We start from the raw sequence: 26448 nt of genomic DNA, 5'->3' as shown, positions 1-26448 counted from the left end.
CATGTCCATCGCCGCCGACTCCCTCGCCCAGTCCTTTGTCGCGTTTGCCGTCGAGGCAGGCGTCCTGCGCTTCGGCGAGTTCAAGACCAAGGCGGGCCGGCTCAGTCCGTACTTCTTCAACGCCGGCCTGTTCGACGACGGCGCCAAGCTCGGCCGCCTCGCCAGCTTCTACGCCGAGCGCCTGATCGCGTCGGGCCTCGCGTTCGACATGATCTTCGGCCCGGCCTACAAGGGCATCACGCTGGCTGCCGCGGTGTCGATGGAGCTGGCGCGGCGTGGCCATAACGTCCCGTTCGCCTACAACCGCAAGGAAGCGAAGGACCACGGAGAAGGGGGCACCCTCGTCGGCGCGCCGGTGAAGGGCCGCGTGCTCATCATCGACGACGTCATCTCGGCCGGCACGTCGGTGCGAGAGTCCATCCAGATGATCGAAGCCGCCGGCGCCACGCCCTGCGGTGTCGCCATCGCGCTGGACCGCCAGGAGAAGGCGGCCGAGAACGGTGTCGACAGCGCCCACTCCGCCGTGCAGCAGGTGCAGCAGCGCTACGGCTTGCCGGTCGTCGCCGTCGCGGGCCTGGCCGACCTGCTGGCCTACCTGGACGGCACGCCCCAGCTGGCCTCGCACCGCCCGGCAGTGCTGGCCTACCGCGAGCGCTACGGCGTCTGAGCCCCCGATGCGTGCCCTGCTGCTCGTTGCCGGCCTGCTGGCTGTCACCGCGGTCCACGCGCAAGACGGTGCCCCGGGCAAGGGCATCTACACCTGCACGACGCCCGATGGCCGCAAACTCACGAGCGACCGGCCGATTGCCGAATGCGTGTCGCGCGAGCAGCGAGTGCTCAACGCCGACGGCTCGCAGCGCGCGACGCTGCCGCCCTTCATGAGCCCCGAGGAGCGCGCCGCCAAGGACGCCGCCGACCGCCGCGCCGCCGCGGAACGTGCCGCCCAGCTGGACGCCATCCGCCGTGACCGCACGCTGATGCAGCGCTACCCCAACGAGACCGCCCACCAGCAGGCGCGCAATGCAGCGCTGGATGACGCCAGCAAGGCGATGCGCATCTCCGAGCGCCGCATCAAGGACCTCGGCACCGAGCGCAAGCCACTGCTGGACGAGGCCGAGTTCTATAAGGGCAAGCCGCTGCCTCCCAAGCTCAAGCAGCAGCTCGATGCCAACGATGCGTCCGTCGAGGCGCAGCAGGTGCTCATCGAGAACCAGAAGGCCGAGATCGTGCGCATCAACACGCGCTTCGATGCCGAACTGGCGCGCCTGAAGAAGCTCTGGACCGGCACCGCCCCGGGCACGCTGCCGCCGCTCAACGAGATGCCGCGGACAACGCCACCGGCGACGTCCAAGTCGGGCGCGAAGTAGCGGCACCAGGCCCGCGCGGGGCGCGGACCGGCCTCGCAAGGGGTGGGGCAAGATGCAGGTCTTGCCCTCGGCCCTAGCCCAGCTTCTTCTTCAGCAGCTCGTTGACGAGCGCCGGGTTGGCCTTGCCCTTGGTGGCCTTCATCGCCTGGCCGACCAGCGCGTTGAACGCCTTGTCCTTGCCGGCGCGGTACTCGTCGACGGACTTCTGATTCGCCGCGAGCACCTCGTCGAGGATGGCTTCGATGGCGCCGGTATCGCTGACCTGCTTGAGGCCCTTCGCTTCGATGATGGCGTCCACGTCGCTGGCCTCGCCGGTCCACAGCGACTCGAACACCTGCTTCGCGGCGTTGTTCGAGATCGTGCCGTCCGAGATGCGGCCGATCAGCTTGGCCAGCAGTTCAGGGCCGACCGGCGCGGCGTCGATCTCGCCGCCGCTGGCGTTGAGCCGCTTGCTGATCTCGCCCATGACCCAGTTCGCCACCAGCTTGGGTGTCGCGCCCGCGGCCTTGGCCGCCTCGTAGTAGCGGGCCGTGGCCAGGCTCTGCGTCATCATCATCGCGTCGTAGCCGGGCAGGCCGTCCACGCTCTCGAAGCGCGCCGCCATCACCGACGGCAGCTCCGGCATCTCGCCCTTCACGCGCTCCACCCATTCCGGCGCGATGACCAGCGGCGGCAGGTCGGGGTCGGGGAAGTAGCGGTAGTCGGCAGAGTCTTCCTTGCTGCGCATCGCGCGGGTCTCGCCGGTGTCCGGGTTGTAGAGCACGGTCGCCTGCTGGATCTTGCGGCCGTCCTCGATCTCGTCGATCTGCCAGTTCACCTCGTAGTTCACCGCGTCCACCAGGAAGCGGAAGCTGTTGAGGTTCTTGATCTCGCGGCGCGTGCCGAAGGGCTCGCCCGGCTTGCGCACCGACACATTGACATCGCAACGGAACGAGCCTTCCTGCATGTTGCCGTCGCAGATGCCCAGCCACATCACCAGCGCGTGCAGCGTCTTGGCGTATTCGGCGGCTTCCGCGCCCGAGCGCATGTCGGGCTCGGAGACGATCTCCAGCAGCGGCGTGCCGGCGCGGTTCAGGTCGATGCCCGACTGGCCGTGGTAGTCCTCGTGCAGGCTCTTGCCCGCATCCTCTTCCAGGTGGGCGCGCGTCAGGTTGACGACGTGCTTCTTGTCGCCGACGAAGAACTCCACTTTGCCGCCCTGGACGACCGGGATCTCGAACTGGCTGATCTGGTAGCCCTTGGGCAGGTCGGGATAGAAGTAGTTCTTGCGCGCGAAGATCGACAGCGGCGCCACCTTGGCGCCGACCGCCAGGCCGAAGCGGATGGCCCGCTCGACGGCGGCGCGGTTCAGTACCGGCAGCGTGCCGGGCAGCGCCAGGTCCACGGGCGAGGCCTGCGTGTTGGGCTCGGCACCGAAGGCGGTGGAGCTGCCGCTGAAGATCTTGCTCTGCGTGGAGAGCTGGACGTGGTTTTCGAGACCGATGACGACCTCGTAGCCGCGGATGAGTTTGGGCGTGGTGGGCATGTTCAGAGACTCCGCAGAGCCGCCTCAAGGAGGCTCGCACCCCCTCGGGGGGCAGCGAACAAAGTGAGCGTGGGGGCCATCAATATCCTGCCGGGGCACGCTGGTGCCAGTCGGTTGCCTGCTGCAGAGCATGCGCGGCGTGCAGCAGCTGCCCTTCCTTGAAGTAGTTGCCGATCAGCTGCAGGCCCACCGGCATGCCGCCGTCGCCGGTGCCGACCGGCACGCTCATGCCGGGCAGGCCGGCGAGCGAGCCGGGCAGCGTGAAGATGTCGGCGAGATACGCCTGCGTCGGGTCGTCGGCACCGGTCCCGGCCTTCCAGGCGACCGTCGGCGCCACCGGGCCGGCGATCAGGTCGCACTGCGTGAAGCACTGCTGGAAGTCGTCCGCGATCATGCGGCGCAGCTTCTGCGCCTGCAGGTAGTAGGCGTCGTAATAGCCGTGCGAGAGCACGTAGGTGCCGATCATGATGCGGCGCTTCACCTCGGGGCCGAAGCCCTCGGCGCGCGTCTTCTTGTACATGTCGAGCAGGTCGTCGAACTGCGCGGCGCGGTGGCCGAACTTGACGCCGTCGAAACGACTCAGGTTGGAGCTCGCCTCGGCCGGCGCAATGATGTAGTAGACGGGGATGGCCAGCTCGGTACGCGGCAGGCTCACGTCCACCAGCGTCGCGCCCAGCTTCTCCAGCTCCGCGAGGCCCGCGCGGACGGCGGCGTTGACGTCGGCGGACAGGCCCGCCGGGAAGAACTCCTTCGGCAGGCCGATGCGCAGGCCCTTCAGCGGCTGCATGGCGGTGGCGCCTTCGCGGGCGGCCAGCATCTGCGCATGGAAGTCCTGCGGCGGCTGGTTGACGCTGGTCGCGTCGCGCTCGTCGAAGCCGCTCATGTTGGACAGTAGCAGCGCGCAGTCCTCGGCCGAGCGGGCCATCGGGCCAGCCTGGTCCAGGCTGGAGGCGAAGGCGATCATCCCGTAGCGCGAGCAGATGCCATACGTCGGCTTGATGCCCGTGATACCCGTGAAGCTGGCCGGCTGGCGGATGGAGCCGCCGGTGTCGGTGCCGGTCGTGCCGGGCACAAGGCGCGCCGCCACGGCCACGGCCGAGCCGCCGGACGAGCCACCGGGCACGCGGCTCACGTCCCAGGGGTTGTGGGCTGGGAAGTACGCGCTGTTCTCGTTGGCCGAGCCCATCGCGAACTCGTCGCAGTTCAGCTTGCCTAGGCTCACGGTGCCGGCCGCGTTGAGCCGCGCGACGACCGTGGCGTCGAACGGGCTCCGGTAGCCGGCCAGCATCTTCGAGCCGGCCGTCGTGGGCATGTCGGCCGTGACGTAGATGTCCTTGTGCGCGATCGGCACGCCGGCCAGCGCGCCCGCGGTGCCGGCAGCCCGTGCGGCGTCGGCCGCCGCGGCGCGCGCCAGCGCGCCCTCGGCGTCCACATGCAGGAAGGCGCCAAGCGCCTTGTCGTGGGCGGCGATGCGGTCCAGCAGCGCCTGCGTGGCCTCGCGGCTGGACAAGGCACGGCTTCTCAGGGCGGCGGCCAGCTCGGCCACGCCCATGTCGTGAACGGGCTTCATTCGATGACCTTGGGAACGAGGAAGAGGCCGTCCTCGACGGCCGGGGCGCTCTGCTGGTTGCGCTCGCGCTGGTTGGTCTCGGTGACCACGTCGTCGCGCAGGCGCAGTTGCACCTGCTGGATGGCCGACAGCGGCGTGTACAGCGGCTCGACGCCGGCGGTGTCCACGGCGCTCATCTGGCCGACGATCTCGAAGAAGCCGTTGAGTTGCCCGAGCAGGGCGTCGGACTGGGCCGGCTGCAGTTCCAGCCGGGCCAGATGGGCGATACGGCTGACGTCGTCAGGAGAGAGGCTCATGAAGGGTTTTCAGATGTAAGCCACACGCCAGAAACCTGGTGTTCGACGGCTTGAAAACAGGGGGTTCGGTTATTATCGCCCTCCATCTTCATGGCCTTCGGGGCTGCCCTTTCAGCGATGCTTTTCGTCGCTGACCGGGCGGCCTCGCTGCTTATCAGCCCCCCGTTTTTCGAGCCGCGCCCGCCGGCGAGGCTTCTCCCGCGCCCACCATGTTCGCCTCCCTGCGCCGCTACTTCTCCACCGACCTCGCCATCGACCTTGGCACAGCCAACACCCTGATCTACGTTCGCGGCAAGGGCATCGTGCTGGACGAGCCGTCGGTGGTGTCCATCCGCCACGAGGGCGGCCCGAACGGCAAGAAGACCATCCAGGCCGTCGGCCGCGAGGCCAAGGCCATGCTGGGCAAGGTGCCCGGAAACATCGAGGCGATCCGCCCGATGAAGGACGGCGTTATCGCCGACTTCACGGTGACGGAGCAGATGCTCAAGCAGTTCATCAAGATGGTCCACGACTCGAAGACGTTCAAGCCGTCTCCGAGGATCATCATCTGCGTGCCCTGCGGCTCCACCCAGGTCGAGCGCCGCGCGATCCGCGAATCGGCCCTCGGCGCCGGCGCCAGCGAGGTCTACCTGATCGAGGAACCGATGGCCGCTGCCATCGGTGCCGGCCTGCCGGTGGCCGAGGCCTCGGGCTCCATGGTCGTCGATATCGGCGGCGGCACGACGGAAGTCGGTGTCATCTCGCTGGGCGGCATGGTCTACAAGGGTTCGGTCCGCGTCGGCGGCGATAAGTTCGATGAGGCCATCATCAACTACATCCGCCGCAACTACGGCATGCTGATCGGCGAGCCCACCGCCGAGGCGATCAAGAAGAACATCGGCAGCGCCTTCCCCGGCTCCGAGGTCAAGGAGATGGAGGTCAAGGGCCGCAACCTCTCCGAAGGCGTGCCGCGCAGCTTCACGATCTCGTCCAACGAGATCCTGGAAGCCCTGACCGACCCGCTGAACCAGATCGTCAGCGCCGTGAAGAACGCGCTGGAGCAGACGCCGCCCGAGCTGGGTGCCGACATCGCCGAGCGCGGCATGATGCTGACCGGTGGCGGCGCGCTGCTGCGCGACCTGGACCGCCTGCTCGGCGAAGAGACCGGCCTGCCCGTGCTGGTGGCCGAGGACCCGCTGACCTGCGTCGTGCGCGGCTGCGGCATGGCGCTGGAGCGCATGGAACGCCTGGGCTCCATCTTCACCTCTGAATAAGCACGCGCCCCGCGCGCCATGCCCCTCGGCACCCTCGACCGCTCCCCACCGCCGTTCTTCCGCCAGGGTCCGTCGGCGCTGACCAAGCTCGTGCTGTGTTCCGCGCTGGCGCTCGTGCTGATGGTGGCCGATTCGCGCTTCAAGCTGATGCAGCCTGCCCGCGCCGCGCTGGCGCTCGTGCTGCAACCCGTGCAGCGCCTGTTGCTGACGCCGGTGGACGCGTGGGAGACCGCCGGCGACTACTTGCGCGGCACCAAGCGGGCGATGGCCGCGGAGGATCAGGCGCGCCGGCTGCTCGTGGAGCAGGCCGAACGGCTGTCCCGCACCGCCTCGCTGCAGGCCGAGAACGACCGGCTGCGCAAGCTGCTGGGCCTGCAGCCTGCCCTTGCCGTGCCGGCGGTGGCCGCCGAGGTGCTGTTCGAGGCGCCGGACCCGTTCTCCCGTCGCGTCGTCATCGACCGCGGCGCGACGCAGGGTGTGGCGCCGGGCTCGCCGGTCATCAACGAGGCCGGGGTGCTGGGCCAGGTGACGCGGGTCTATCCGCTGTCCAGCGAGGTGACGCTGTTGACCGACAAGGACGCCGCTATCCCGCTGCTGAACGAACGCACGCAGATGCGCAACGCCGCCGCCGGCCGGGCTGATGGCTCGGGCATGGAGCTGCGCTTCTTGGCCGCGAATGCCGATGTGAAGGTGGGCGACCTGATGACGACATCGGGCCTGGACGGCATCTACCCGCCAGGCCTGCCGGTGGCCAAGGTGACGGCTGTCGAGCGCCGCGGCGACTCCAGCTTCGCGCAGGTGCAGCTGGCCCCGATCGCCCAGCCCGACAGCGCGCGCCACGTGCTGGTGCTGCAGCCGATGGACCGCCACATCGCGGCCAAGAAGGAAGCCGACGTGGCGGCCGCGGCCGAAGCGGCATCGGCCGCCGAAGCCAAGGCCGCCGCGCGCGACGCGAAGAAGGCCGCACGCGCCGAGAAGGCGGCCGAGCGGGCGGCCGCCAAGGCCTCGGGGGGGGCGCCATGATCATGCGTAGCTGCTGCTCGCGGCGGCATCCTGAGGGGGCCGGGCCTTGCTTGGGGCGGCCCGGCGCGCGGCCCGTGAGGAGCGCGTCATGATCATGCCGCGCGCAGCCGAGAAGCTGCTGCTGCCCGCCAACCCGTGGTTCATCGCGTTCACGCTGGTCGTCGCGCTGATGATCGACATGGTGCCGGTGGGGCGCGCCGCGGCGATGCCGGACGTGCTGGCCGTGGTGCTGGTGTTCTGGGGTGTGCACCAGCCGCGGCGCGTGGGCGTGCTGTGGGCGTTCGTGTTCGGCCTGCTGATCGACGTGCATGACGGCGCGCTGCTGGGCCAGCATGCGCTGGCCTACAGCGGCCTGAGCTTTGGCGCCATCATGCTGCATCGGCGCCTGCCCTGGTTCAGCCTGGGCGCGCAGGCCGTCCAGGTGCTGCCGCTGTTCTTCGCCGCGCATGTGCTGGCGCTGGTCGTGCGGATGATCATCGGCGGCATGTGGCCGGGCTGGGGCGTGCTGCTGGCGCCGGTGTTCGAGGCACTGCTGTGGCCAGTGGCCAGCGTGCTACTGCTCGCGCCTCAGAAACGCGCGCCGGACCGCGACGCTCACCGGCCCTTGTGATGAGACTGCCCCTCGTCCAACCTCGCCGCGCTGAACGCGGGCGAGTCTGGCCGGTCCCTCTTGGGGACGAGGCGGTGCGCGGCATTGAGCCGCGGACGATCCCTTGCGGGCCGGATTGGGGCGCTCCGGCGCTCGGCCGGAGGCGTTCAACCCGCATCCATCGGCAGCGCCACGCTGCGTCGGACCGCTGACGTGGTTGTCCTCAAGAACCTCCACCAGGAGCTGTCGCGCTTCCGCCTGCGCGTGGTAGCGGCCGGCGCCTTCGTTCTGTTCTGTTTCGGGCTGCTGGTGGCGCGTCTGGTCTACCTGCAGGTCTTCCAGTACGACAGCTTCGCCGAGCGCGCCGAGTCCAACCGCATCGCGGTCGTGCCCATCGTGCCCAACCGTGGGCTCATCAAGGACCGCAACGGCGTCGTGCTGGCCAGCAACTACTCGGCCTACACGCTGGAGATCAACCCTGAGAAGGTCACCGACCTGGATGGCACCATCGAAGCGCTGGGCGAGGTCATCGAGATCCAGGCGCGAGACAAGCGCCGCTTCAAGCGCCTGCTGGAGGAGGCCAAGCACACCGACTCTCTGCCCATCCGCACCAAACTGACGGACGAGGAGGTCGCGCGCTTCACGGCGCAGCGCTTCCGTTTCCCTGGCGTCGAGATCAAGGCGCGCCTGTTCCGCTCCTACCCGCTGGGCGAAGTTGGCGCCCACCTGATCGGCTACATCGGCCGCATCAACCAGGCCGAGAAGAAGGCCATGGACGACTGGGAAGAAGAGGACATCGCCAACTACCGCGGCACCGAGTACATCGGCAAGCTTGGGCTGGAGCAAGCCTATGAGCGCGAGCTGCACGGCACGACCGGCTTCGAGCAGGTTGAGACGAGTGCCGGCGGCCGCGCGGTGCGCCGGCTGGACCACAAGCCGCCCACGCCCGGCAACACGCTGAACCTGTCCATCGACATCAAGCTGCAGGCGCTGGTGGAGCAGCTGTTCGGCGACCGCCGTGGCGCGCTGGTGGCCATCGACCCCAGAACCGGCGAGGTGCTGGCCTTCGTCTCCAAGCCGACGTTCGACCCCAACCTGTTCGTCGACGGCATCGATGCCGACTCCTGGCGCGACCTCAACGAAGACATCGACAAGCCGCTGCTGAACCGCGCGCTGCGCGGTACCTATCCGCCGGGCTCCACGTTCAAGCCGCTGATGGCGATGGCGGCGCTGAACAGCGGCAAGCGCGACCCGCACCTCGTCATCCAGGACAACCTCAGCTACAGCTTCGGCGGCCGCACCTTCGGCAGCCCGGAGACGGACCGCGCCGGTCCGAAGGACATGCGGCTGGCCATCGTCACGTCGTCCAACGTCTACTTCTACAGCCTCGCCAACGAGATGGGTGTGGACCTCATCCATGACCAGCTGGAGCCCTTCGGCCTGGGCCGCAAGACCGACATCGACGTGCAGGGCGAGGTCACCGGCGTGCTGCCCTCGCAGGCCTGGAAGCGCGAGTACTTCCGCCGCAGCCCGGCAAACCAGAAGTGGTTCCCTGGCGAGACCATCTCGCTGGGCATCGGCCAGGGCTACAACAGCTTCACGATGCTGCAGATGGCCAATGCCTACGCCACACTGGCCTCCGGTGGCCAGCGCTTCAAGCCCCGCCTGGTCCGAGAGATTGAGGATGTCGTGAAACACCAGCAGCGCCGGATTGCCAGCGACGCGCGCGAGCCGCTGCCGCTGCGCTCGGCCGATGTCGATGTCATCCGCAACGCGATGAACGGCGTGACGCTGGAAGGCACGTCGCGCCAGGTCTTCATGGGGGCGCCTTACCAGAGCGGCGGCAAGACCGGCACGGCCCAGGCCGTGGGCCTGAAGACCGGCGAGAAATACAGCAGCATCAAGGCCGACGAGCGCAAGCGCGACCATTCGCTCTACGTCGGCTTCGCGCCGCTGGACCATCCCACCGTCGCGCTGGCGCTGATCGTCGAGAACGCCGGCTGGGGCTCGTCGTCGGCGGCGCCGATCGCGCGTCGCGTGTTCGACTACCTGCTGCTGGGCCAGTACCCCAGCGAGGAAGACATCGCCAAGACGCAGCTGGGCCAGACTTTCGCGCCCATCGGCACGCCACGCCGCGCCGCCGACGTGCCGCTGCCCGGTCAGGCGGCATCGGCAGCCCCGGCTGCATCTGCGGCGCCGGCCGCCTCAGGAGCCTCGCGATGACCGTCATCGAGCGCCCGCCGCTGCTGAGCCGCCTGCGGCCCTGGCTCAGCGGCTTCGACATCCCGCTGCTGCTTGCCGTGCTGTGGCTGTGCGGCTGGGGCCTGCTGTGCATGTACTCGGCCGGCTACGACAACGGTACGCGCTTCCCCGACCACGCCCGCAACATGGTGCTGGCCCTCGGCCTGATGTTCATCGTCGCCCAGGTGCCGCCACAGAAACTGATGGCCATCGCCATCCCGCTCTACACGCTGGGCGTGCTGCTGCTGGTGGCCACGGCGCTGTTCGGCGTCACGAAGAAGGGCGCGACGCGCTGGCTCAGCATCGGCATCACGCAGATCCAGCCGTCCGAGCTGTTGAAGCTCGCGACGCCGCTGATGCTGGCCTGGTGGTTCCAGAAGCGCGAGGGCATCCTGCGCTGGCCGGACTTCATCGCTGCCTTCGGCCTGCTGTTGTTGCCGTTCCTGCTGATCGCCAAGCAGCCCGATCTCGGCACCGGCATCCTCGTGCTGGCTGCGGGGCTGTACGTGATCTTCTTCGCCGGCCTGCCGTGGAAACTCATCGTGCCGGCCTTCGTCATCGGCGCGGCTGCCGCGACGGCGCTGGTGCTCAGCGAAGACAAAATCTGCGAGCCGGACGTGACGTGGCCGGTGCTGAAGGAATACCAGAAGCACCGCATCTGCACGCTGCTAGACCCGAGCAAGGACCCGCTGGGCAAGGGCTTCCACATCATCCAGGGAGAGATCGCCATCGGCTCTGGCGGCACGACCGGCAAGGGCTTCATGAAGGGCACGCAGACCCACCTGGAGTTCATTCCCGAACGCACGACGGACTTCATCTTCGCGGCCTTCGGCGAGGAGTTCGGCTTGTTCGGCGCGCTGGCGCTTCTGGTCGGCTTCACGGCGCTGATCCTGCGCGGGCTGATGATCGCGTCCGACGCGCCGACGCTGTTCACGCGGCTGATGGCTGGCGCCGTGACGCTGAGCTTCTTCACCTACGTCTTCGTCAACATGGGCATGGTCAGCGGCATCCTGCCCGTCGTCGGCGTACCGCTGCCCTTCATCAGCTACGGCGGCACGGCGATGGTGACGCTGGGGCTGTCGCTGGGCCTGCTGCTGTCGATTGCGCGGGTCAGGAAGCTGGTCAAGACCTGAAGGCTGCCCGGGGCGCGCTCAGGGCGTCTCGGCCGGGCCGGCGGGGAAGCGGATCGTGAACCGCGCGCCGGGCCCCTGCCCGTCGGGCGACTCGCCTCCCGCGGCGCGGCGCACCCGGGTGTCGTCCAACGCCAGTTCCGCATCGTGCTGCTGCGCGATCTCTTTGACGATGGCCAGCCCCAGGCCCGAGCCCTCCACGCCGCTGCCCAGCGACCGGTAGAAGGGCTGGAACACCTTCTCGCGCTCGCCCGGCGCAATGCCTGGTCCGGTGTCCTCCACCTGCAGCACGACGACCTGGCCGAACGGGTCCTCCACGACGCGCACCGTGACGAGGCCGCCCGCCGGCGTGTACAGCAGCGCGTTGTCGACGAGATTGCGGATCAGTTCGCCAATGAGCACCGGCTGGCCCTGTACGCGCAGCCGGCTGTCCTCCGGCAGCACGCCGTCATAGCCGAGGTCGATGCGCCGCTCCAGCGCGCGGGGCACGAAGTCGCGCACCGTGTCGATGGCGATCTCGGCCAGGTTGACCGGCTCGCGGCGCATGCCTTGCTCGGCATCTTCGGCGCGCGCCATCGACAACAGCTGGTTCACCATGTGCGCGGCGCGCTCGCTGGCGCGGGCGATCTGCGCGAGCGAACGCTTCAGCTCGTCGGGGTTGGAGCGGCCGGCGTCGATCTCACGCTGGATGAGCTCGGCCTGTGTGCGCAGACCGGCCAGCGGCGTCTTCAGCTGGTGGGCGGCATCGGCGAGGAAATGCTTTTGCCGGCTCATCGACGAGTCCAGCCGCGCGAGCAGATCGTTGATCGCCTGCACCAGCGGCGCAACTTCGTCGGGCACGCGCTGCTCGTCGATGGGCGACAGATCCGAGCTGTCGCGCGAGCGGATGCGGCGCTGCAGCTCGTTCAGCGGCGAGATGCCGCGCGCCAGCGCCAGCCAAACCAGCAGCACCGCCAGCGGCAGGATGACGAACTGCGGCAGGATGACGCCCTTGATGATCTCGTTAGTCAGCCGCGTGCGCTTGCCCAGCGTCTCGGCCACCTGCACGAGCAGCGTCCTGCCGGCCGGCGCCTGGCCCTCGGGCGCCACCCACAGGTATGCGACGCGCACGGCATCCGTGCCGACCTCGTCGTCGCGGAAGTGCAGCTCCCATGGCACGACGGGCGCGTCTTCGGTGGGCACGGGCAACCCCGCGTCGCCGCTGAGCAACTCGCCGCGCTGGCCCAGCACCTGGTAGAAAACCGTGTCGGACGCATCCACGCGCAGCAGTGCCGCGGCCTCGGGCGCCAGCGCATAACGGTCCCGTCCCTTGACCGGCGCTTCCGCCGCGGCCACCTGCTGGCCGAGGCTGCGCGCCATCTCGCCCAGCTCGCGGTCGTAAGGCCGCCCGGCGATGCCCTGCGCCACCAGCCAGGTCAACGCGACGCTGATCGGCCAGATCAGCAACAGCGGGGCGAGCATCCAATCCAGGATCTCGCCGAACAGCGAGCCCTGCTGCGCGCTGCCGTCCTTGCCTGACATTGATCAGGACGGGATCTTCTCGAGGCAGTAGCCCAGCCCGCGCACGGTTGCGATGCGGATGGGCCCCTGCTCGATCTTCTTGCGCAGCCGGTGGATGTAGACCTCGATCGCGTTGTTCGAGACCTCCTCGCCCCATTCGCACAGCCGCTCGACGAGCTGATCCTTGCTGACGAGGCGCCCCGCGCGCTGCAGCAGCACCTCCAGCAGCGACAGCTCGCGCGCCGACAGCTCCAGCATCTGCTCATTGATGTAGGCCACGCGGCCAGTGGCGTCGAACGTCAATGGGCCATGCTTGATGACGCTGCTGGCAGTGCCAAGGCCACGCCGCGTCAGCGCGCGCACGCGAGCCTCCAGCTCCTGCAGCGAGAACGGCTTGGCCATGTAGTCGTCGGCTCCCAGATCAAGTCCCTTGACACGCTGCTCGACGCTGTCGGCCGCGGTCAGGATCAGCACCGGCATCGTCGACCCGCGCGCGCGTAGCTTGCGCAGCACTTCCAGGCCATGCAGCCGCGGCAGGCCGAGGTCCAGGATGACCAGGTCGAACTCATGCGTCGCCAGCGCCGTGTCGGCCTCCGTGCCGGAACTCACCCGGTCAACGGCGTAGCCGGAGGCTCGCAACGCCCGCAGCAAACCATCGGCCAGCACTTGATCGTCTTCGGCAATCAGGATGCGCATTTCATTTGTCTCCTCGGCCGATGTTAGGCGCTGGGCTGCTGGCTCACCTCATGAGCTACCCGCCCCGTAGCATTCATCAACCCTGGGGCCAACCACTGTACAAACATACAGATTGCCCCATAATCACGCCATTCCTTTGGAGAACCGCATGGACGCCCCCGTCAAAGCCCTGAACACCGAAAAAGCCAAGGCCCTGCAGGCCGCCCTCGCCCAGATCGAGAAGCAATTCGGCAAGGGTTCCATCATGCGCCTGGGTGAAGGCGAGGTCATCGAAGACATCCAGGTCGTCTCCACCGGTTCCCTGGGCCTGGACATCGCGCTCGGCGTTGGCGGCCTGCCGCGCGGCCGTGTCATCGAGATCTACGGCCCCGAGTCCTCCGGCAAGACCACGCTGACGCTGCAGGTCATCGCCGAGATGCAAAAGATCTCCGGCACCTGTGCCTTCATCGACGCCGAGCACGCGCTGGACATCCAGTACGCCCAGAAGCTCGGCGTCAACCTGCAGGACCTGCTCATCAGCCAGCCCGACACCGGCGAACAGGCGCTCGAGATCGTCGACGCGCTGGTGCGCTCCGGCTCGGTCGACCTCATCGTCGTCGACTCCGTCGCCGCGCTCACGCCCAGGGCCGAAATCGAAGGCGAGATGGGCGACCAGCTCCCAGGCCTGCAGGCCCGCCTGATGAGCCAGGCGCTTCGGAAGCTGACCGCAACGATCAAGAAGACCAACTGCACGGTCATCTTCATCAACCAGATCCGCATGAAGATCGGCGTCATGTTCGGCTCGCCCGAAACCACCACCGGTGGCAACGCGCTGAAGTTCTACGCCTCGGTCCGCCTCGACATCCGGCGTATCGGCTCGATCAAGAAAGGCGAAGAGGTCATTGGCTCCGAGACGAAGGTCAAGGTCGTCAAGAACAAGGTCAGCCCGCCGTTCAAGACGGCTGAGTTCGACATCCTCTACGGCGAAGGCATCAGCCGCGAGGGCGAGATCGTCGACATGGGCGTTGTGCACAAGATCGTCGACAAGTCCGGTGCCTGGTACGCCTACAACGGCGACAAGATTGGCCAAGGCAAGGACAACGCCCGCGAGTACCTCCGCGAGAACCCCGACATCGCTCGCGAGATTGAAAACCGCATCCGCGAAGCGGTCGGCGTCGCCCGCTTGGGCGAGGCCGAGGGCGCGAGCGAATAACGGCTGGCGACTCCCCACATGGCGATGCGCGCGCCGCTGTCGTTGAAGGCGCGCGCCATCGGGTTGCTGGCCCAGCGTGAGCACAGCCGCACGGAGCTGCGGCGCAAGCTGTTGCGCATCGAACAGCAGCGGGCCCGGCAGTCGGCCGCGGCGATGACCGATGAGGCGATCGACGCTGCCGACGATGGCGATGCCACGCCTGACGCAGCCGAATACGACGACGAGGCCGTCGAAACCACCGTCGATACGCTGCTGGACGCGCTCGCGGCCCAGGGGTATCTGGACGAAACCCGCTTCGTCGAGTCCCGGCTGCACCTGCGTGCCGGGCGATTCGGGACACAGCGCATTCAGCAGGAGCTGGCCCAGCACGGGTTGAAGCTGGATGCCGAGCAACAGGCCACGCTGCGCGACACCGAGCTCGAACGCGCCCGCCAGGTCTGGGTCAAGCGCTTTGGCGCCGAGCCGTCCGTCGAGCCGACGGAACGCGCTCGGCAAACGCGGTTCCTGCTAGCCCGAGGGTTTGCCCCCGATCTTGTGCGCCGCCTGCTGCGCCTCTAAGAGCCCGCTCAGCCCGGGCACAGGGGAGTTTTCACCCTCCGTGCTACATTGCCGGCTGCCCAAAAAACGAGGGTTCATCCGGTTACAGGCGTTCTGCCGCTCCCTGGCAGAGGCCGGAAAAGCCGGGCTGACCCCGTCCCGGCGCCGGCCGGGTTGACTTGCCATCCCGCCTCCATGCCCGTCGTCCACCCCTCCATCCCGCGCCGTCCGCTACATCGCTGCGCCCACGATGTGAAGGCTTTTGCTCGGCCGAATGGGCAGTCGGGCGTTCTGCGCTCCCCGCGCCTGCCGCTGGTCACGCCAGCGACCGCCGAGACCGTTTCCTGACTCCTCCGACCCGAAAGACCCAGCCATGAAAATCCACGAATACCAGGGCAAAGAAATCCTGCGCCAGTTCGGCGTGCCGGTGCCGCGCGGCATCCCGGCCTTCACTGTGCAGGAGGCCGTTGAAGCCGCCCAGAAGCTGGGTGGCCCGGTCTGGGTCGTGAAGGCCCAGATCCACGCGGGTGGCCGCGGCAAGGGCGGCGGCGTCAAGGTCGCCAAGACCATCGATGACGTGAAGGAAAAGTCTGAGGCCATCCTGGGCATGCAGCTCAAGACGCACCAGACCGGTCCCGAAGGCCAGAAGGTCCGCCGCCTCTACATCGAGGACGGCGCCGACATCGGCAAGGAGTTCTACGTGTCGCTGGTCACTGACCGCGCCACGCAGAAGGTCGCCTTCATCGCCTCCAGCGAAGGCGGCATGGACATCGAAGAGGTGGCTCACAGCACGCCCGAGAAGATCTTCACCGAAGTGATCGATCCGCTGACCGGCATCACCGTCGACCAGGCCAAGAAGATCGCCGGCGCAATCGGCATGGAGGGCCATACGGTGGACCAGGCCGTCGACCTGTTCACGAAGCTCTACAAGTGCTACATGGACACCGACGCTTCGCTGGTGGAGATCAACCCGCTGAACCGCGACAGCAAGGGCAACCTGATGGCGCTGGACGCGAAGTTCAACTTCGACGCCAATGCGCTGTTCCGCCACCCCGAAATCGTCGCCTACCGCGACCTCGATGAAGAAGACCCGGCCGAGATCGAAGCCTCCAAGTTCGACCTCGCCTACATCTCGCTGGACGGCAACATCGGTTGCCTGGTGAACGGCGCCGGCCTGGCCATGGCCACGATGGACACCATCAAGCTGTTCGGCGGCGAGCCGGCCAACTTCCTGGACGTCGGCGGTGGCGCAACGGCCGAGAAGGTGACCGAGGCGTTCAAGATCATGCTCAAGAACAAGAGCGTGAAGGGCATCCTGGTCAACATCTTCGGCGGCATCATGAAGTGCGACACCATCGCCGAAGGCGTCATCACCGCCTGCAAGGCCGTGAACCTGTCCGTGCCGCTGGTCGTGCGCATGAAGGGCACCAACGAAGAACTGGGCAAGAAGATGCTGGCCGAATCCGGCCTGCCCATCATCGCCGCTGACACGATGGCCGAAGCGGCCACCAAGATCGTCGCGGCCGTTGCCTAAAGCCCAGGAGTAAGAAACATGTCGATCTACATCAACAAAGACACCAAGGTCATCACCCAGGGCATCACCGGCAAGACCGGTCAGTTCCACACGCTGGGTTGCCAGGCCTATGCCAACGGCAAGAACGCCTTCGTCGCGGGCGTGAACCCGAAGAAGGCCGGTGAGAAGTTCTCCGAAATTCCCATCTACGCGACCGTCAAGGAAGCCGCTTCGCAGACCGGCGCGACCGTGTCGGTCATCTATGTGCCGCCCGCCGGCGCTGCGGCCGCCATCTGGGAAGCCGTCGAGGCCGACCTGGACCTGGCCATCTGCATCACGGAAGGCATCCCCGTCCGCGACATGCTGGAAGTGCGCAACAAGATGAAGGCCAAGGAAGCCGCCGGCGGCAAGAAGACGCTGCTGCTGGGCCCCAACTGCCCGGGCCTCATCACGCCGGAAGAAATCAAGATCGGCATCATGCCGGGCCACATCCACAAGAAGGGCCGCATCGGCGTCGTGTCCCGCTCGGGCACGCTGACGTATGAAGCCGTGGCACAGCTGACCGAGATCGGCCTCGGCCAATCGAGCGCGGTCGGAATCGGCGGCGACCCGATCAATGGCCTGAAGCACATCGACGTCATGAGGGCCTTCAATGACGATCCTGACACCGACGCCGTCATCATGATCGGCGAGATCGGTGGCCCGGACGAGGCGGAAGCCGCCCGCTGGTGCAAGGCCAACATGAAGAAGCCCATCGTCGGCTTCATCGCTGGCGTCACCGCCCCTCCGGGCAAGCGCATGGGTCACGCCGGCGCGCTGATCTCCGGCGGCGCCGACACGGCCGATGCCAAGCTCGCCATCATGGAAGAGTGCGGCTTCAAGGTCACGCGCAACCCGTCCGAGATGGGCAAGCTGCTCAAGGCCCTGCTGTAATCGGGCCTCGACCCCATCCCAGCCGCCGGGTTCGTCTGGCGGCTTTTTTTTGCTCCGTCCATGGATCTCCTGAACGCCGCCTTTTTCCTTGCGCTGCTGAAGATCGTCTGGGTCAACATCCTGCTGTCTGGCGACAACGCCGTCGTCATCGCATTGGCCTCGCGCAACCTGCCGGCCGACCAGCAGAAGCGGGCCATCGTCTTCGGCAGCGGCGCGGCCATCGTGCTGCGTGTCGTGCTGACCTTGTTTGCCGTTGAACTGCTGCAACTGCCCTGGCTCAAGCTCGTGGGTGCCGCATTGCTGCTGTGGATCGGCATTCAGCTGCTGGCGGACAGCGACGACGATGCCGATGTGCATGCACACCCGACGATGTGGGGCGCGATCCGCACCATCCTTGTCGCCGACCTTGTCATGAGCCTGGACAACGTCATCGCCGTGGCCGCGGCAGCCAACAGCGCGCCCGAGTCCCTGCGGCTGGCGCTGCTGATCGTCGGCCTGGGGCTGTCGATTCCGTTGATCATCTTCGGCAGTACGCTGCTGCTGAAGCTGATGGAGCGCGTACCGGCCATCATCACGCTGGGTGCCGCACTGCTGGGCTTTGTCGCCGGCGAGATGGCGACGACCGACGCCGCTGTGCACGACTGGTTCGAGACGCACCTGCACCACCTGGACTACACCGTCAGCATCGGCTGCGCGGTCTTCGTTGTCGCGGTGGGGCTGGTTCTGGCCCGGCGGGGCAAGGCGCAATCGACCTAAGATCGGCTGCATGGCAAGTGGCGGCAAAACCGGCTTCTGGCAGCGCCTCATCGGCCGAGGGGCAGTGCCGGCTGTTGCAGACACCGGCCCGCTGCCGACAAGCCCGGTCGTCCAGCAAACACAGGCACCCGGCGCCTCACCGCCTCAGGCACGCGCGCCGATACCGCCGCCTGACCTGCGCGACTTCGAGCTGGGCGCCGAGATCGGCCGCGGGGCCATGGCCATCGTCTATAAGGCCACACAGCGTTCCACTGGCCGCCAGGTCGCCATCAAGCGCCTCGCGCTGAGCCGCGAGTTCTCCGCGGACGACCTGGTGGACGTCCGGGACCGCTTCATGCGCGAAGCCCGCGCCGCACGCCAGCTGGAGCATCCCGACATCCTGCAGGTCGTCGATGCCGGCCAGGATGGCCGCGACGCCTGGATTGCGCTCGAATACGTGCTGGGCCGCGACCTGAGCCTTTTCACGAAACCGGGCCAGCTGCTGCCGGTGCGCGAGGTCGTGCTGCTGGGCATACGCCTGGCGCGCGCACTGGACTACGCGCACAGCCAGGGCGTCGTGCACCGCGACATCAAGCCGGCCAACGTCATGCTGGACCGTGTCAACGGCAGCCTCAAGCTGATGGACTTTGGCATCGCCCGCGTCGGTGACGGCAGCCGCACGCGCACCGGCCTCGTGCTCGGCACGCCATCGTTCATGTCGCCCGAGCAGCTCGCCGGCCTGGCGGTCGACGGCCGCAGTGACCTCTACTCCCTCGGCGTGCTGCTGTATCAGCTGCTGACCGGCACGTTGCCCCACCAGGGCGACTCGATGGCGCGACTCATGCAGCAGATCGCCACCGAGCCGGCGCCGGACATCCGCACGCACCGTCGCGGCCTGCCCGAGTCGCTCGCCCTGGTCCTGGCCCTCGCGTTGGAAAAGCGCCCCGAGCTGCGCTACCCGACCGGAGAGCAGATGGCGCGCGACCTCGAGGCCGTCCTCGTGATGGACCTGCACGCCGAGCCGCCGCCGCCTGACGCCATCGTCCGGGCGCAGGGCCCCGCCTTCGCGCAAACACTGCGCTTGGCGCCCGAGGAAGCAGGGCAGAATCGCCCTTCGCCCACGGAGCCGTCCGAGCCACCCCAAGCCTCATGATCCTGGAGTTCTTCAGCGCCACCGACGTGGGCCGTGCGCGCGACAACAACGAAGACTCGGTCGCGTTGGATGAGGCGGCGGGGCTGGCGGTGCTGGCCGACGGCATGGGCGGCTACAACGCCGGCGAGGTGGCCAGCCAGATGCTGACCGGCTTCGTCAGCAGCGAGCTCGGTCGCTGGCTCAAGGACGCCGGACGCGAAGCGAAGGCGGGCGAAGTCAAGCGGGCGATGGACATCTGCGTGGACAACGCCAATCGTGCCATCTTCAACGCCGCCAACACCAACCCGCGCTATGCAGGCATGGGCACGACGCTGGTACTGGGCGTCTTCCGCCCCGAGGGGCTGTTGCTGGGCCATGTGGGTGACTCCCGCGGCTACCGCCTGCGGGCAGGGCGGCTGCAGCAGATCACGCGCGACCACTCGCTGCTGCAGGAGCAGATCGACGCCGGCCTCCTCACCGTGGAGGAAGCCGCCTACTCCAGCAACAAGAACCTCGTCACGCGCGCCGTGGGCGTGGAAGACACCGTGCTGATGGAGCTGCACCTGCACGAGGTGCAGCCCGGCGATACCTTCCTCTTGTGCTCGGACGGGCTGTCCGACATGCTGGACGACGACAGCATGGCCAACCTGCTGAATGGCTACGGGAGCCTGGCCGAAGCGGCCCGCGTCCTGATCAACGCAGCCAATGACCGCGGAGGTCGGGATAACATCGCGCTCATCCTGGCCCGCGCCGAGGGCCGCCAAAAAACCGAAGGACGGGGCTGGTGGCCCTTCGGCCGACGTGGCGGCAATTGATGTACCTTGCCTGACGAGTCGCGGCCCGCATAACAGAACTTGAGGTCTTTCATGGGCAAACTGGTGGTGTCGCTCGACGGCGTCGTGATCAAGGAGGTACAGATCACCAAGGACAAGACCACGCTCGGCCGGCGGCCTTACAACGACATCGTCATCGACAACCTCGCGGTGTCGGGCGAGCACGCCGTGCTGCAGATGGTCGGCAACGACGTCTTCATCGAAGACCTCAACTCCACCAATGGCACCTACATCAACGGCAAGGCCATCAAGAAGCAGCTCCTTGCCGACAACGACACCGTCGAGATCGGCAAGTACAAGATCAAGTACCTGACCAACGACGGCGGCGACTACGAAAAGACGATGATCCTGAAGCATGGCCAGAGCCCTTCGCAGCTCGGTGGCCTGGCCTCGGGATTCGGCGGCCTCGGTGCTGCTGCCATCGGCCCCGCTTCCATCAAGGTGCTGACCGGTGCCGCGGCCGGCCGTGAAGTCGCGCTGACGAAGGTGGTCACGACGCTCGGCAAGCCGGGTGTTCAGGTGGCCTCCATCACCAAGCGTCCCACAGGCTACGTCTTCGCCCATGTGGAAGGCGCACAGCGTCCCAGCGTCAACGGCATCCCGCTGACGGGCGAATCTATTGCACTGCGCAGCGGAGATCTGATCGAGCTCGCCGGCACCCAGATGCAGTTCATCCAGGGCTGACGCGTCGCGCGTGACCGGGCGAAATCGCTGCGCCCGGCCACTCTTCCCTAACGGTCCAAGCGGTCCGGCCCGATCTGCGCCGGCGGCGCCCGGCGCTGTATTCGAGGCCGCGTGACATCCTCACGCGAGTGGCACCAGCAACCCGGTAATCCGACCGTCCGTGGACAGGGGCGGCTGCGTACATTCTTGGCTCCACCTCGCCGCCGCGCGAGGCCCCAGATTCCCGAGCCAACGCACCGCATGAACATCAGCGTCCTGGGCTGCTCCGGCGCCATCGCCGCCGGCTACAAGACCACCGCCTTCCTGCTCGACGACGACATCCTCATCGACGCAGGTACCGGCGTGGGCGACCTGCCGCTGGATGCCCTGGCGGGCGTCGACCACATCCTGCTCAGCCACTCCCACCTGGACCACGTGCTGGGCATTCCGCTGCTGGCCGATGCCGTGCTGCGCCTGCGCGCCGCCGCCGGCCGCCCGCCGATCCAGGTTCACGCGCTGCCCGAAACACTCGATGCATTGCGCCGCCACATCTTCAACGGCGCGATCTGGCCCGACTTCACCGCGCTGCCCAGCCGTGAAGCGCCGGTGCTGTCGCTGCACCCTTTCCAGATCGGCGAACGCTTGAATCTCGGCGGTCGCATCATCGAAGTCCTCCCTGCCGCCCACACGGTCCCGGCAGTCGGCTTCGCCGTCGATGGCGGCGAGACCAGCGGCCATGCGCACTGGGTCTACACCGGCGATACCGGCCCGAATCCGGCGCTCTGGCAGCGCCTGTCGGAGCTGCGCCTGTCCCACCTCGTCATCGAGACGGCCTTCAGCGACGACGAGTGCGAACTCGCCCATGTCAGCCGGCATCTATGCCCCACCGACCTCGGCCAGGAGCTCCGCCATCTCTCCGGCAGCGTCGATGTGCGCATCACGCACATCAAGCCGGGCGAGGTGGAGGCCGTCATGGCTGGCGTCCAGGCCTTGCAAAGCCCGCACCGTATCAGCGCGCTGCATGCGGGGCAGGCGATGGTGCTGTAAGTACTTGTTTCTAAAGCACAAAACGGCGCCGCGGGCGCCGTTTTTCAGGTCTGACGTTTTGCGTCCGCCGGCCGAAGAGTGACAAAAGTCGTCACCCAGACCTGACGATTTTTGTCAGAAGTCGGGGCGCTCGACCGTCGAACCGTGCGCTTTCCCACGTCCAAGGCGCCGGAACGGGCTGGCACGCGACCTGCGTTGGAAGAGGTGCTCACCTCCCAACCCGCTCTTCCTCCTGGAGTATCGACATGCAACTGAAATCCCGCGCCCAACAGGGCTTCACCCTGATCGAACTGATGATCGTCGTAGCCATCATCGGTATCCTGGCGGCTGTGGCTCTGCCGCAGTACCGCACTTACACCACCCGCGCCAAAGCGGCCAACGCGCTCACCGTCGGTGATCAGTACAAGGCAGCGGTTGCCCTTTGCATCCTCGAAAAGGGTGGTAGCAAGACCGGCTGCAGCCTGAACTCGAATGGTATCCCGGGTAGCGTGACCACCAAGGAAGTCAACAAGGTGGAAGTCACTGATGGCCTCATCAAGCTGACGCTCAACGACATTGGCACGAATACCGCCGGCAAGACAATCACGTTCGACGTGGCAAACGTCGTTGGCGAGGCCGTGATTTGGACCACCGATACCACCCTTACCGCCGCCGACAACCAGATCGTTATCGACGCCCTCAAGAAGAACAACATCAGCAGCTGATCGTCATAACGGACATGCCGCCACGGCGGCATGCAGATACAAGGGGCTTCGGCCCCTTTCTTTTTGGTGCCTGCTACCCCTCGCGCGTTTGCCTATGACCAAGCTGGATCGCCTGCCATCGCTGGCTGCACTGCTGCCCATCGGCGCATGGATGATCCTGGCGCACTCTTACATGGGCATTCGGCATGACGGCGTGCTTTACCTCGGGCAAGCGCTTCTTCACTCGCAGGCACCTTCGCTCAGCCAGGACACCTTTTTTGCCGGCGGCTCGCAGGATCGATATTCCATCTACGGCCACTTGATGGCGCCCCTTTACGAGCATGTGGGCATGCTCCCCGCCCATGTCGCCGTGCTGGCGGCAAGTTGGCTGGCGATGATGGCCGCCGTCGGCGTGCTGCTCCGCCGCTTCGAGCCATCCAGCGGGCAGACGCTCTGGGGGATGCTGGCCTTCGCCGTGATGTCGCCCTTCTATGGAGGGAGCTGGATCTTCAGCTACACCGAGGCCTTCGTCACCGCACGCGGCTTTGCAGAGCCGCTGCTGCTATGGAGCTTTGTCGCACTGCTCGCTGGGCGCTGGCACAGCGCTCTTGCCTTGCAGTCACTGGCAGCGCTGTTTCATCCCTTGATGACCCTGCCCGTCATCGTCGTGAGCTGGGGCTATCTCGTTGCCGCCGACCGACGCTGGCTGTGGCTGATAGCTGTACTGCCGGTCACGTTGATTGCCGCCTTGGCCGACCTGGCGCCGTGGAACGGGCTGCTCAGAATCTACGACCCCTACTGGTGGTCGCTGATCGAAACCGGCAATCGTCAGGTGCTGCTGGCCTACTGGACGATGGAAGACAAGCTTGGTCTGCTACTGGACCTCACCGTCCTGATGGCCGTGACGCGGCTCCGCGGCTTCGACGCGTGGACCCGCCTCCTTCACGCCATCGTCCTCGCCACGCTGGCTCTGGTGGGTCTGACGGCGGTGGCTGCCGATGGACTGCATTCCGTGCTGATCACACAGCTGCAACTATGGCGTGTCCACTGGATCACTCACCTGTTTGCCATGGCTCTTTCGCCCTGGCTGCTGACTCGCCTGTGGCAATGTGGCGGACTCTGGCCGGCCAGCGCCTGCGCGTTGGGCCTGGCTCTCTTGAACGCCCACATTGGCATGGATCACGGCCTACCGGCGTTGGGGCTGTGGGCGGCCACGTCGTTGGCAGCATGGCGGCTACGCAAGGTTTCGGCGGGAGTTGTCCACCTGGTCTGTGGCTCTATCCTGCTCTGCGTGCTGGCTCTTTCTGGGTACCAAATCGACAGCCTGCTTGAGCAGCAACATTGGCGCGATCCCAACGCGAGCTGGAACGACCGGTTCGCCACCTGGGCGTCGTTTCCGACCGTGGCCGTTGCGAGCTTTGCTTTGCTGATCTCTCTGGCCCGCCGCGGCCGAGCTGGCGTCGTCGCAGCGTTGTCCGCCGGCACCGCACTGATGGGCGTTGCCATCCTGAGCTGGGATCAACGCCCCGACCTTGAGCGGGCTGTCGAATCACAGCCGCCGCACACGCATCCCTTCATTGCCCACCTGCCAGCGAAAGCCACCGTCTATTGGCCGACGCAGCTGCTGACGGTTTGGGGACTGCTGGAACGTCCCAGTCACTACGCCGCACAGCAGGGTGCCGGTGTGCTGTTTAACCGGGATACGGGTTTGATCTTCGGTCCGCGCAAGGAGGGCTACCGTCGCATCAACGAGGATCGCGAACGGTGCCTGACCGGCGCCTCGCTCGCCAAAGATTTGGCAGCTCGGCTTGCCTGCGAGATGCCAGCGAGAGAGCGCCTGGAGTCACTGTGCCGGCAGAACGACGCGCCTGACTACCTGGTGCTGCGAGGCCGGCTTCCACTGGAGCCCCTGGCCACCTGGCAGCCGCCCGTGCATCGAGATCCGCCGCAAAACTACGCCCTCTACGCATGCTCCCAGCTGAACGCCCAAGGAACCTAGTCATGGCGTCGACCCTGCGCGAATTCCTGCTCTACCTCGCCGCCAGCGCCGCCGCGCTCGCGCTGGATACCGCCGTTTTCAGCCTCGGCATGCGCCTGGGCGTCAACCTGGCAGTGTCTGCGTGCCTCGGCTTCAGTCTGGGCCTGATGCTGATCTACACGGTCAGCACCCGCCTTGTGTTCTCGCAACACCGCATGGCCGACCGGCGCGGTGAATTCGCGCTGTTCGCACTGATCGGCGTCGCTGGGCTGCTGTTGACCGAAGCGCTGCTCTGGCTGCTCGTGCGCCAGCTCGGCGTGGCACCCGTCGCTGCGAAGCTCACGAGCGCCTGTGGCGTGTTCCTCTTCAACTTCGTCCTGCGCAAGACGCTGCTCTTCACCAATCAACGCCGCGCCGCGCTGCGCACGTCCCCATGACCCAAGCTCCCACCGTCATCATCGGCGCCGGCCCCGCAGGCCTGACTGCTGGCCTGGAATTGCTGCGTGCCGGCTACCCGCAAGTCACGATCCTGGAAGCTACGGACGCCATTGGCGGCATCTCCAAGACGGTCAACTACAAGGGCAACCGCATCGACATCGGCGGCCATCGGTTCTTCTCGAAGTCCGACTGGGTCATGGACTGGTGGCGGCAGGTGCTGCCGGTGGCCAAGCCGGCGCAGGGCAGCGGCCCGACCCAACTGGCCTACCAGGGCCAGCAACGCCTGCTCGGCAGCGATGCCGCGACCGCCAGCGAAACAGACGACGCGGTCATGCTGATCCGCAGCCGCCAGTCGCGCATCTACTTCGGCGGCCAGTTCTTCGACTACCCGCTCAAGCCCGGCATGGACCTCGTCCGCAAGATGGGGCCCGTGCGCTGCCTGCTGTTCGCCGGCAGCTACGTGGCCGCGGCGGCCAGCCCCATCCAGCCCGAGCGCACGCTGGAGGACTTCTTCATCAACCGCTTCGGCCGCCAGCTGTACCGCCAGTTCTTCAAGGACTACACGGAGAAGGTCTGGGGCGTGCCTTGCCGTGACATCAGCGCGGACTGGGGCGCACAGCGCATCAAGAGCCTGTCCATCGGCAGCGCGGCCAAGCAGGCGCTCAAGAAGATCGTCACCGGCAAGACCGACACGCAGCACACCTCGCTGATCGAGAGCTTCCTCTACCCCAAGTACGGCCCCGGCCAGATGTGGGAGACGGCGGCGGTCGAGTTCGAACGCCGCGGCGGACGGCTGCTGCGTGGCTGGGCCGTGGACGAGATCCACCGCCAGGAGCGGCGCGTCGAGCGCGTCGTCGCCCGCGACGCCGCCGGCCAGCGACAGAGCTTCGATGCCAGCGCCGTCGTGTCGACGATGCCCATCCGCGAGCTGGCGCAGGCGTTGCGGCCCGCGCCGGATGCGCCGACCTTGTCCATCGCCTCGGGCCTGGAGTACCGCGACTTCATCACCGTCGGCCTGCTATACCGCCGCATGAGCCCGAAAGTCAGCGGCAAAGCGCGCTGCGTGACGGACAACTGGATCTACATCCAGGAGCCTGGCGTCAAGGTGGGCCGTCTGCAGGTGTTCAACAACTGGAGCCCCTACATGGTGGCCGACCCCGACACGGTGTGGCTGGGGCTGGAGTTCTTCGCGCGCGACGACGACGATCTGTGGGCCTTGAGTGAAGACAAGCTGAAGGCGCTTGCTGTGCGCGAGATGCAGCAGCTGGGCCTAGCCGACGAGGCGGAACTGCTCGACGCCACCGTGCTGCGCCAGCCCAAGGCCTACCCGGGTTATTTCGGGAGCGCATTCGAGCGCTTCGATGAACTGCGCGGCTGGCTGGACGGCCTGGACAACTTGTTCCTGTGCGGCCGCAACGGCATGCACCGCTACAACAACCAGGACCACTCGATGTTGTCCGCACGGCTGGCCGCGCAGGCGATCCTGAATGGCGGTGCGGGCCGCGACGCCATCTGGGCCGTCAACATCGACGACGACTACCATGAGGAAGGTAGCAACAAGGGTTGAAGTGGGC

The 26448-nt window shown here is 67.1% G+C and carries 25 protein-coding genes; 20 read left to right on the top strand and 5 right to left on the bottom strand.

The genetic code is table 11. The features are described 5' to 3' along the window. The first annotated feature begins 1 nt into the window (after position 1). A complete protein-coding gene (pyrE, locus tag LXT13_RS14125; RefSeq protein WP_233372555.1) occupies positions 2-667 on the top strand; it encodes an orotate phosphoribosyltransferase in 666 nt (221 codons plus the stop codon). Between the two features lie 7 nt (positions 668-674). Next, positions 675-1367, top strand: coding sequence for a hypothetical protein (locus LXT13_RS14120; RefSeq protein WP_233372554.1), 693 nt, complete (start codon positions 675-677; stop codon positions 1365-1367). Between the two features lie 73 nt (positions 1368-1440). Here the strand turns inward: LXT13_RS14120 and gatB are convergent, their stop codons facing one another. The 3 genes from gatB to gatC all read right to left on the bottom strand — a co-directional run bounded on the left by gatB (position 1441) and on the right by gatC (position 4758). Continuing rightward, a complete protein-coding gene (gatB, locus tag LXT13_RS14115) occupies positions 1441-2892 on the bottom strand; it encodes an Asp-tRNA(Asn)/Glu-tRNA(Gln) amidotransferase subunit GatB (RefSeq protein ID WP_233372553.1) in 1452 nt (483 codons plus the stop codon). A 79-nt stretch (positions 2893-2971) separates the two neighbouring features. After that, positions 2972-4462 (bottom strand): Asp-tRNA(Asn)/Glu-tRNA(Gln) amidotransferase subunit GatA, encoded by a 1491-nt coding sequence (gene gatA, locus LXT13_RS14110; RefSeq protein WP_233372552.1) that lies wholly within the window; start codon positions 4460-4462, stop codon positions 2972-2974. Then, positions 4459-4758, bottom strand: a complete 300-nt coding sequence (gene gatC, locus LXT13_RS14105; RefSeq protein WP_233372551.1) for an Asp-tRNA(Asn)/Glu-tRNA(Gln) amidotransferase subunit GatC — start codon at positions 4756-4758, stop codon at positions 4459-4461. Before gatC ends, gatA begins: the two co-directional genes overlap by 4 nt. Positions 4759-4967: 209 nt before the next feature. Here gatC and LXT13_RS14100 point away from each other — a divergent pair, with 209 nt between their 5' ends. The 5 genes from LXT13_RS14100 (at position 4968) to rodA (ending at position 10997) form a co-directional block, all read left to right on the top strand. Continuing rightward, the gene (locus tag LXT13_RS14100; RefSeq protein ID WP_056191483.1) at positions 4968-6011 is read left to right on the top strand and encodes a rod shape-determining protein; all 1044 of its coding nucleotides are present in this window, start codon (positions 4968-4970) and stop codon (positions 6009-6011) included. 18 nt (positions 6012-6029) lie between these two features. Further along, positions 6030-7034 carry a rod shape-determining protein MreC gene (gene mreC, locus LXT13_RS14095; RefSeq protein ID WP_233372550.1) on the top strand — a complete coding sequence of 335 codons (1005 nt, stop codon included), beginning with the start codon at positions 6030-6032 and terminating at the stop codon, positions 7032-7034. A gap of 88 nt (positions 7035-7122) precedes the next feature. Further along, on the top strand, positions 7123-7644 hold the full coding sequence (gene mreD / locus LXT13_RS14090; protein WP_233372549.1) for a rod shape-determining protein MreD: 522 nt from the start codon (positions 7123-7125) through the stop codon (positions 7642-7644). A gap of 192 nt (positions 7645-7836) precedes the next feature. Next, positions 7837-9846 (top strand): penicillin-binding protein 2, encoded by a 2010-nt coding sequence (gene mrdA, locus LXT13_RS14085; RefSeq protein WP_233372548.1) that lies wholly within the window; start codon positions 7837-7839, stop codon positions 9844-9846. Continuing rightward, positions 9843-10997, top strand: a complete 1155-nt coding sequence (gene rodA / locus LXT13_RS14080) for a rod shape-determining protein RodA (RefSeq protein ID WP_233372547.1) — start codon at positions 9843-9845, stop codon at positions 10995-10997. The genes mrdA and rodA overlap by 4 nt, the downstream gene beginning before the upstream one ends. A gap of 18 nt (positions 10998-11015) precedes the next feature. Here rodA and LXT13_RS14075 read toward each other — a convergent pair whose 3' ends face one another. Further along, positions 11016-12515: a sensor histidine kinase gene (locus LXT13_RS14075; RefSeq protein WP_233372546.1), complete on the bottom strand. Its 1500-nt coding sequence runs from the start codon at positions 12513-12515 to the stop codon at positions 11016-11018. A gap of 3 nt (positions 12516-12518) precedes the next feature. Beyond that, entirely contained in the window at positions 12519-13190 is a 672-nt protein-coding gene (locus tag LXT13_RS14070; protein WP_233372545.1) for a response regulator, read from the bottom strand. A 148-nt stretch (positions 13191-13338) separates the two neighbouring features. Here LXT13_RS14070 and recA point away from each other — a divergent pair, with 148 nt between their 5' ends. The 13 genes from recA (at position 13339) to LXT13_RS14000 (ending at position 26441) form a co-directional block, all read left to right on the top strand. After that, on the top strand, positions 13339-14382 hold the full coding sequence (gene recA, locus LXT13_RS14065; RefSeq protein WP_233372544.1) for a recombinase RecA: 1044 nt from the start codon (positions 13339-13341) through the stop codon (positions 14380-14382). A 24-nt stretch (positions 14383-14406) separates the two neighbouring features. Further along, positions 14407-14940 carry a regulatory protein RecX gene (locus LXT13_RS14060; RefSeq protein WP_349254838.1) on the top strand — a complete coding sequence of 178 codons (534 nt, stop codon included), beginning with the start codon at positions 14407-14409 and terminating at the stop codon, positions 14938-14940. Positions 14941-15292: 352 nt separating this feature from the next. Then, positions 15293-16453: an ADP-forming succinate--CoA ligase subunit beta gene (sucC, locus tag LXT13_RS14055; RefSeq protein ID WP_233372542.1), complete on the top strand. Its 1161-nt coding sequence runs from the start codon at positions 15293-15295 to the stop codon at positions 16451-16453. An 18-nt stretch (positions 16454-16471) separates the two neighbouring features. Beyond that, positions 16472-17365 (top strand): succinate--CoA ligase subunit alpha, encoded by an 894-nt coding sequence (gene sucD, locus LXT13_RS14050; protein ID WP_233372541.1) that lies wholly within the window; start codon positions 16472-16474, stop codon positions 17363-17365. 60 nt (positions 17366-17425) lie between these two features. Continuing rightward, the gene (locus tag LXT13_RS14045) at positions 17426-18121 is read left to right on the top strand and encodes a TerC family protein (protein WP_233372540.1); all 696 of its coding nucleotides are present in this window, start codon (positions 17426-17428) and stop codon (positions 18119-18121) included. A 10-nt stretch (positions 18122-18131) separates the two neighbouring features. Then, positions 18132-19253: a serine/threonine-protein kinase gene (locus tag LXT13_RS14040; RefSeq protein ID WP_233372539.1), complete on the top strand. Its 1122-nt coding sequence runs from the start codon at positions 18132-18134 to the stop codon at positions 19251-19253. Further along, the gene (locus LXT13_RS14035; RefSeq protein WP_233372538.1) at positions 19250-20047 is read left to right on the top strand and encodes a Stp1/IreP family PP2C-type Ser/Thr phosphatase; all 798 of its coding nucleotides are present in this window, start codon (positions 19250-19252) and stop codon (positions 20045-20047) included. Before LXT13_RS14040 ends, LXT13_RS14035 begins: the two co-directional genes overlap by 4 nt. Before the next feature lie 51 nt (positions 20048-20098). Beyond that, positions 20099-20749, top strand: a complete 651-nt coding sequence (locus tag LXT13_RS14030) for an FHA domain-containing protein (RefSeq protein ID WP_233372537.1) — start codon at positions 20099-20101, stop codon at positions 20747-20749. A gap of 240 nt (positions 20750-20989) precedes the next feature. Then, a complete protein-coding gene (locus LXT13_RS14025; RefSeq protein WP_233372536.1) occupies positions 20990-21775 on the top strand; it encodes an MBL fold metallo-hydrolase in 786 nt (261 codons plus the stop codon). A gap of 245 nt (positions 21776-22020) precedes the next feature. Next, positions 22021-22479, top strand: coding sequence for a pilin (locus LXT13_RS14015; protein WP_304622816.1), 459 nt, complete (start codon positions 22021-22023; stop codon positions 22477-22479). 94 nt (positions 22480-22573) lie between these two features. Continuing rightward, entirely contained in the window at positions 22574-24457 is a 1884-nt protein-coding gene (locus tag LXT13_RS14010) for a hypothetical protein (RefSeq protein ID WP_233372535.1), read from the top strand. A 2-nt stretch (positions 24458-24459) separates the two neighbouring features. Then, complete coding sequence (locus LXT13_RS14005) at positions 24460-24873, top strand: GtrA family protein (protein ID WP_233372534.1); 414 nt, start codon at positions 24460-24462, stop codon at positions 24871-24873. Then, entirely contained in the window at positions 24870-26441 is a 1572-nt protein-coding gene (locus tag LXT13_RS14000) for an NAD(P)/FAD-dependent oxidoreductase (protein WP_233372533.1), read from the top strand. Before LXT13_RS14005 ends, LXT13_RS14000 begins: the two co-directional genes overlap by 4 nt. Positions 26442-26448: the final 7 nt, after the last annotated feature.

Source organism: Pelomonas cellulosilytica (assembly GCF_021353265.1).
Lineage (GTDB): Bacteria > Pseudomonadota > Gammaproteobacteria > Burkholderiales > Burkholderiaceae_C > Pelomonas > Pelomonas cellulosilytica.
This window is presented reverse-complemented; position numbering and strand designations above follow the sequence as displayed.

What these genes read in the sequence shown, in the direction of transcription:
- recA (WP_233372544.1), top strand. Translation starts at nt 13,339, where the DNA reads ATGGACGCCCCCGTCAAAGCCCTGAACACCGAAAAAGCCAAGGCCCTG.
- LXT13_RS14005 (WP_233372534.1), top strand. Translation starts at nt 24,460, where the DNA reads ATGGCGTCGACCCTGCGCGAATTCCTGCTCTACCTCGCCGCCAGCGCC.
- LXT13_RS14000 (WP_233372533.1), top strand. Translation starts at nt 24,870, where the DNA reads ATGACCCAAGCTCCCACCGTCATCATCGGCGCCGGCCCCGCAGGCCTG.
- LXT13_RS14070 (WP_233372545.1), bottom strand. Translation starts at nt 13,190, where the DNA reads ATGCGCATCCTGATTGCCGAAGACGATCAAGTGCTGGCCGATGGTTTG.
- gatB (WP_233372553.1), bottom strand. Translation starts at nt 2,892, where the DNA reads ATGCCCACCACGCCCAAACTCATCCGCGGCTACGAGGTCGTCATCGGT.
- LXT13_RS14060 (WP_349254838.1), top strand. Translation starts at nt 14,407, where the DNA reads ATGCGCGCGCCGCTGTCGTTGAAGGCGCGCGCCATCGGGTTGCTGGCC.
- gatA (WP_233372552.1), bottom strand. Translation starts at nt 4,462, where the DNA reads ATGAAGCCCGTTCACGACATGGGCGTGGCCGAGCTGGCCGCCGCCCTG.
- sucD (WP_233372541.1), top strand. Translation starts at nt 16,472, where the DNA reads ATGTCGATCTACATCAACAAAGACACCAAGGTCATCACCCAGGGCATC.
- rodA (WP_233372547.1), top strand. Translation starts at nt 9,843, where the DNA reads ATGACCGTCATCGAGCGCCCGCCGCTGCTGAGCCGCCTGCGGCCCTGG.
- LXT13_RS14120 (WP_233372554.1), top strand. Translation starts at nt 675, where the DNA reads ATGCGTGCCCTGCTGCTCGTTGCCGGCCTGCTGGCTGTCACCGCGGTC.
- LXT13_RS14035 (WP_233372538.1), top strand. Translation starts at nt 19,250, where the DNA reads ATGATCCTGGAGTTCTTCAGCGCCACCGACGTGGGCCGTGCGCGCGAC.
- LXT13_RS14045 (WP_233372540.1), top strand. Translation starts at nt 17,426, where the DNA reads ATGGATCTCCTGAACGCCGCCTTTTTCCTTGCGCTGCTGAAGATCGTC.
- LXT13_RS14015 (WP_304622816.1), top strand. Translation starts at nt 22,021, where the DNA reads ATGCAACTGAAATCCCGCGCCCAACAGGGCTTCACCCTGATCGAACTG.
- LXT13_RS14030 (WP_233372537.1), top strand. Translation starts at nt 20,099, where the DNA reads ATGGGCAAACTGGTGGTGTCGCTCGACGGCGTCGTGATCAAGGAGGTA.
- gatC (WP_233372551.1), bottom strand. Translation starts at nt 4,758, where the DNA reads ATGAGCCTCTCTCCTGACGACGTCAGCCGTATCGCCCATCTGGCCCGG.
- pyrE (WP_233372555.1), top strand. Translation starts at nt 2, where the DNA reads ATGTCCATCGCCGCCGACTCCCTCGCCCAGTCCTTTGTCGCGTTTGCC.
- sucC (WP_233372542.1), top strand. Translation starts at nt 15,293, where the DNA reads ATGAAAATCCACGAATACCAGGGCAAAGAAATCCTGCGCCAGTTCGGC.
- mreD (WP_233372549.1), top strand. Translation starts at nt 7,123, where the DNA reads ATGATCATGCCGCGCGCAGCCGAGAAGCTGCTGCTGCCCGCCAACCCG.
- LXT13_RS14100 (WP_056191483.1), top strand. Translation starts at nt 4,968, where the DNA reads ATGTTCGCCTCCCTGCGCCGCTACTTCTCCACCGACCTCGCCATCGAC.
- LXT13_RS14040 (WP_233372539.1), top strand. Translation starts at nt 18,132, where the DNA reads ATGGCAAGTGGCGGCAAAACCGGCTTCTGGCAGCGCCTCATCGGCCGA.
- mreC (WP_233372550.1), top strand. Translation starts at nt 6,030, where the DNA reads ATGCCCCTCGGCACCCTCGACCGCTCCCCACCGCCGTTCTTCCGCCAG.
- LXT13_RS14075 (WP_233372546.1), bottom strand. Translation starts at nt 12,515, where the DNA reads ATGTCAGGCAAGGACGGCAGCGCGCAGCAGGGCTCGCTGTTCGGCGAG.
- LXT13_RS14025 (WP_233372536.1), top strand. Translation starts at nt 20,990, where the DNA reads ATGAACATCAGCGTCCTGGGCTGCTCCGGCGCCATCGCCGCCGGCTAC.
- LXT13_RS14010 (WP_233372535.1), top strand. Translation starts at nt 22,574, where the DNA reads ATGACCAAGCTGGATCGCCTGCCATCGCTGGCTGCACTGCTGCCCATC.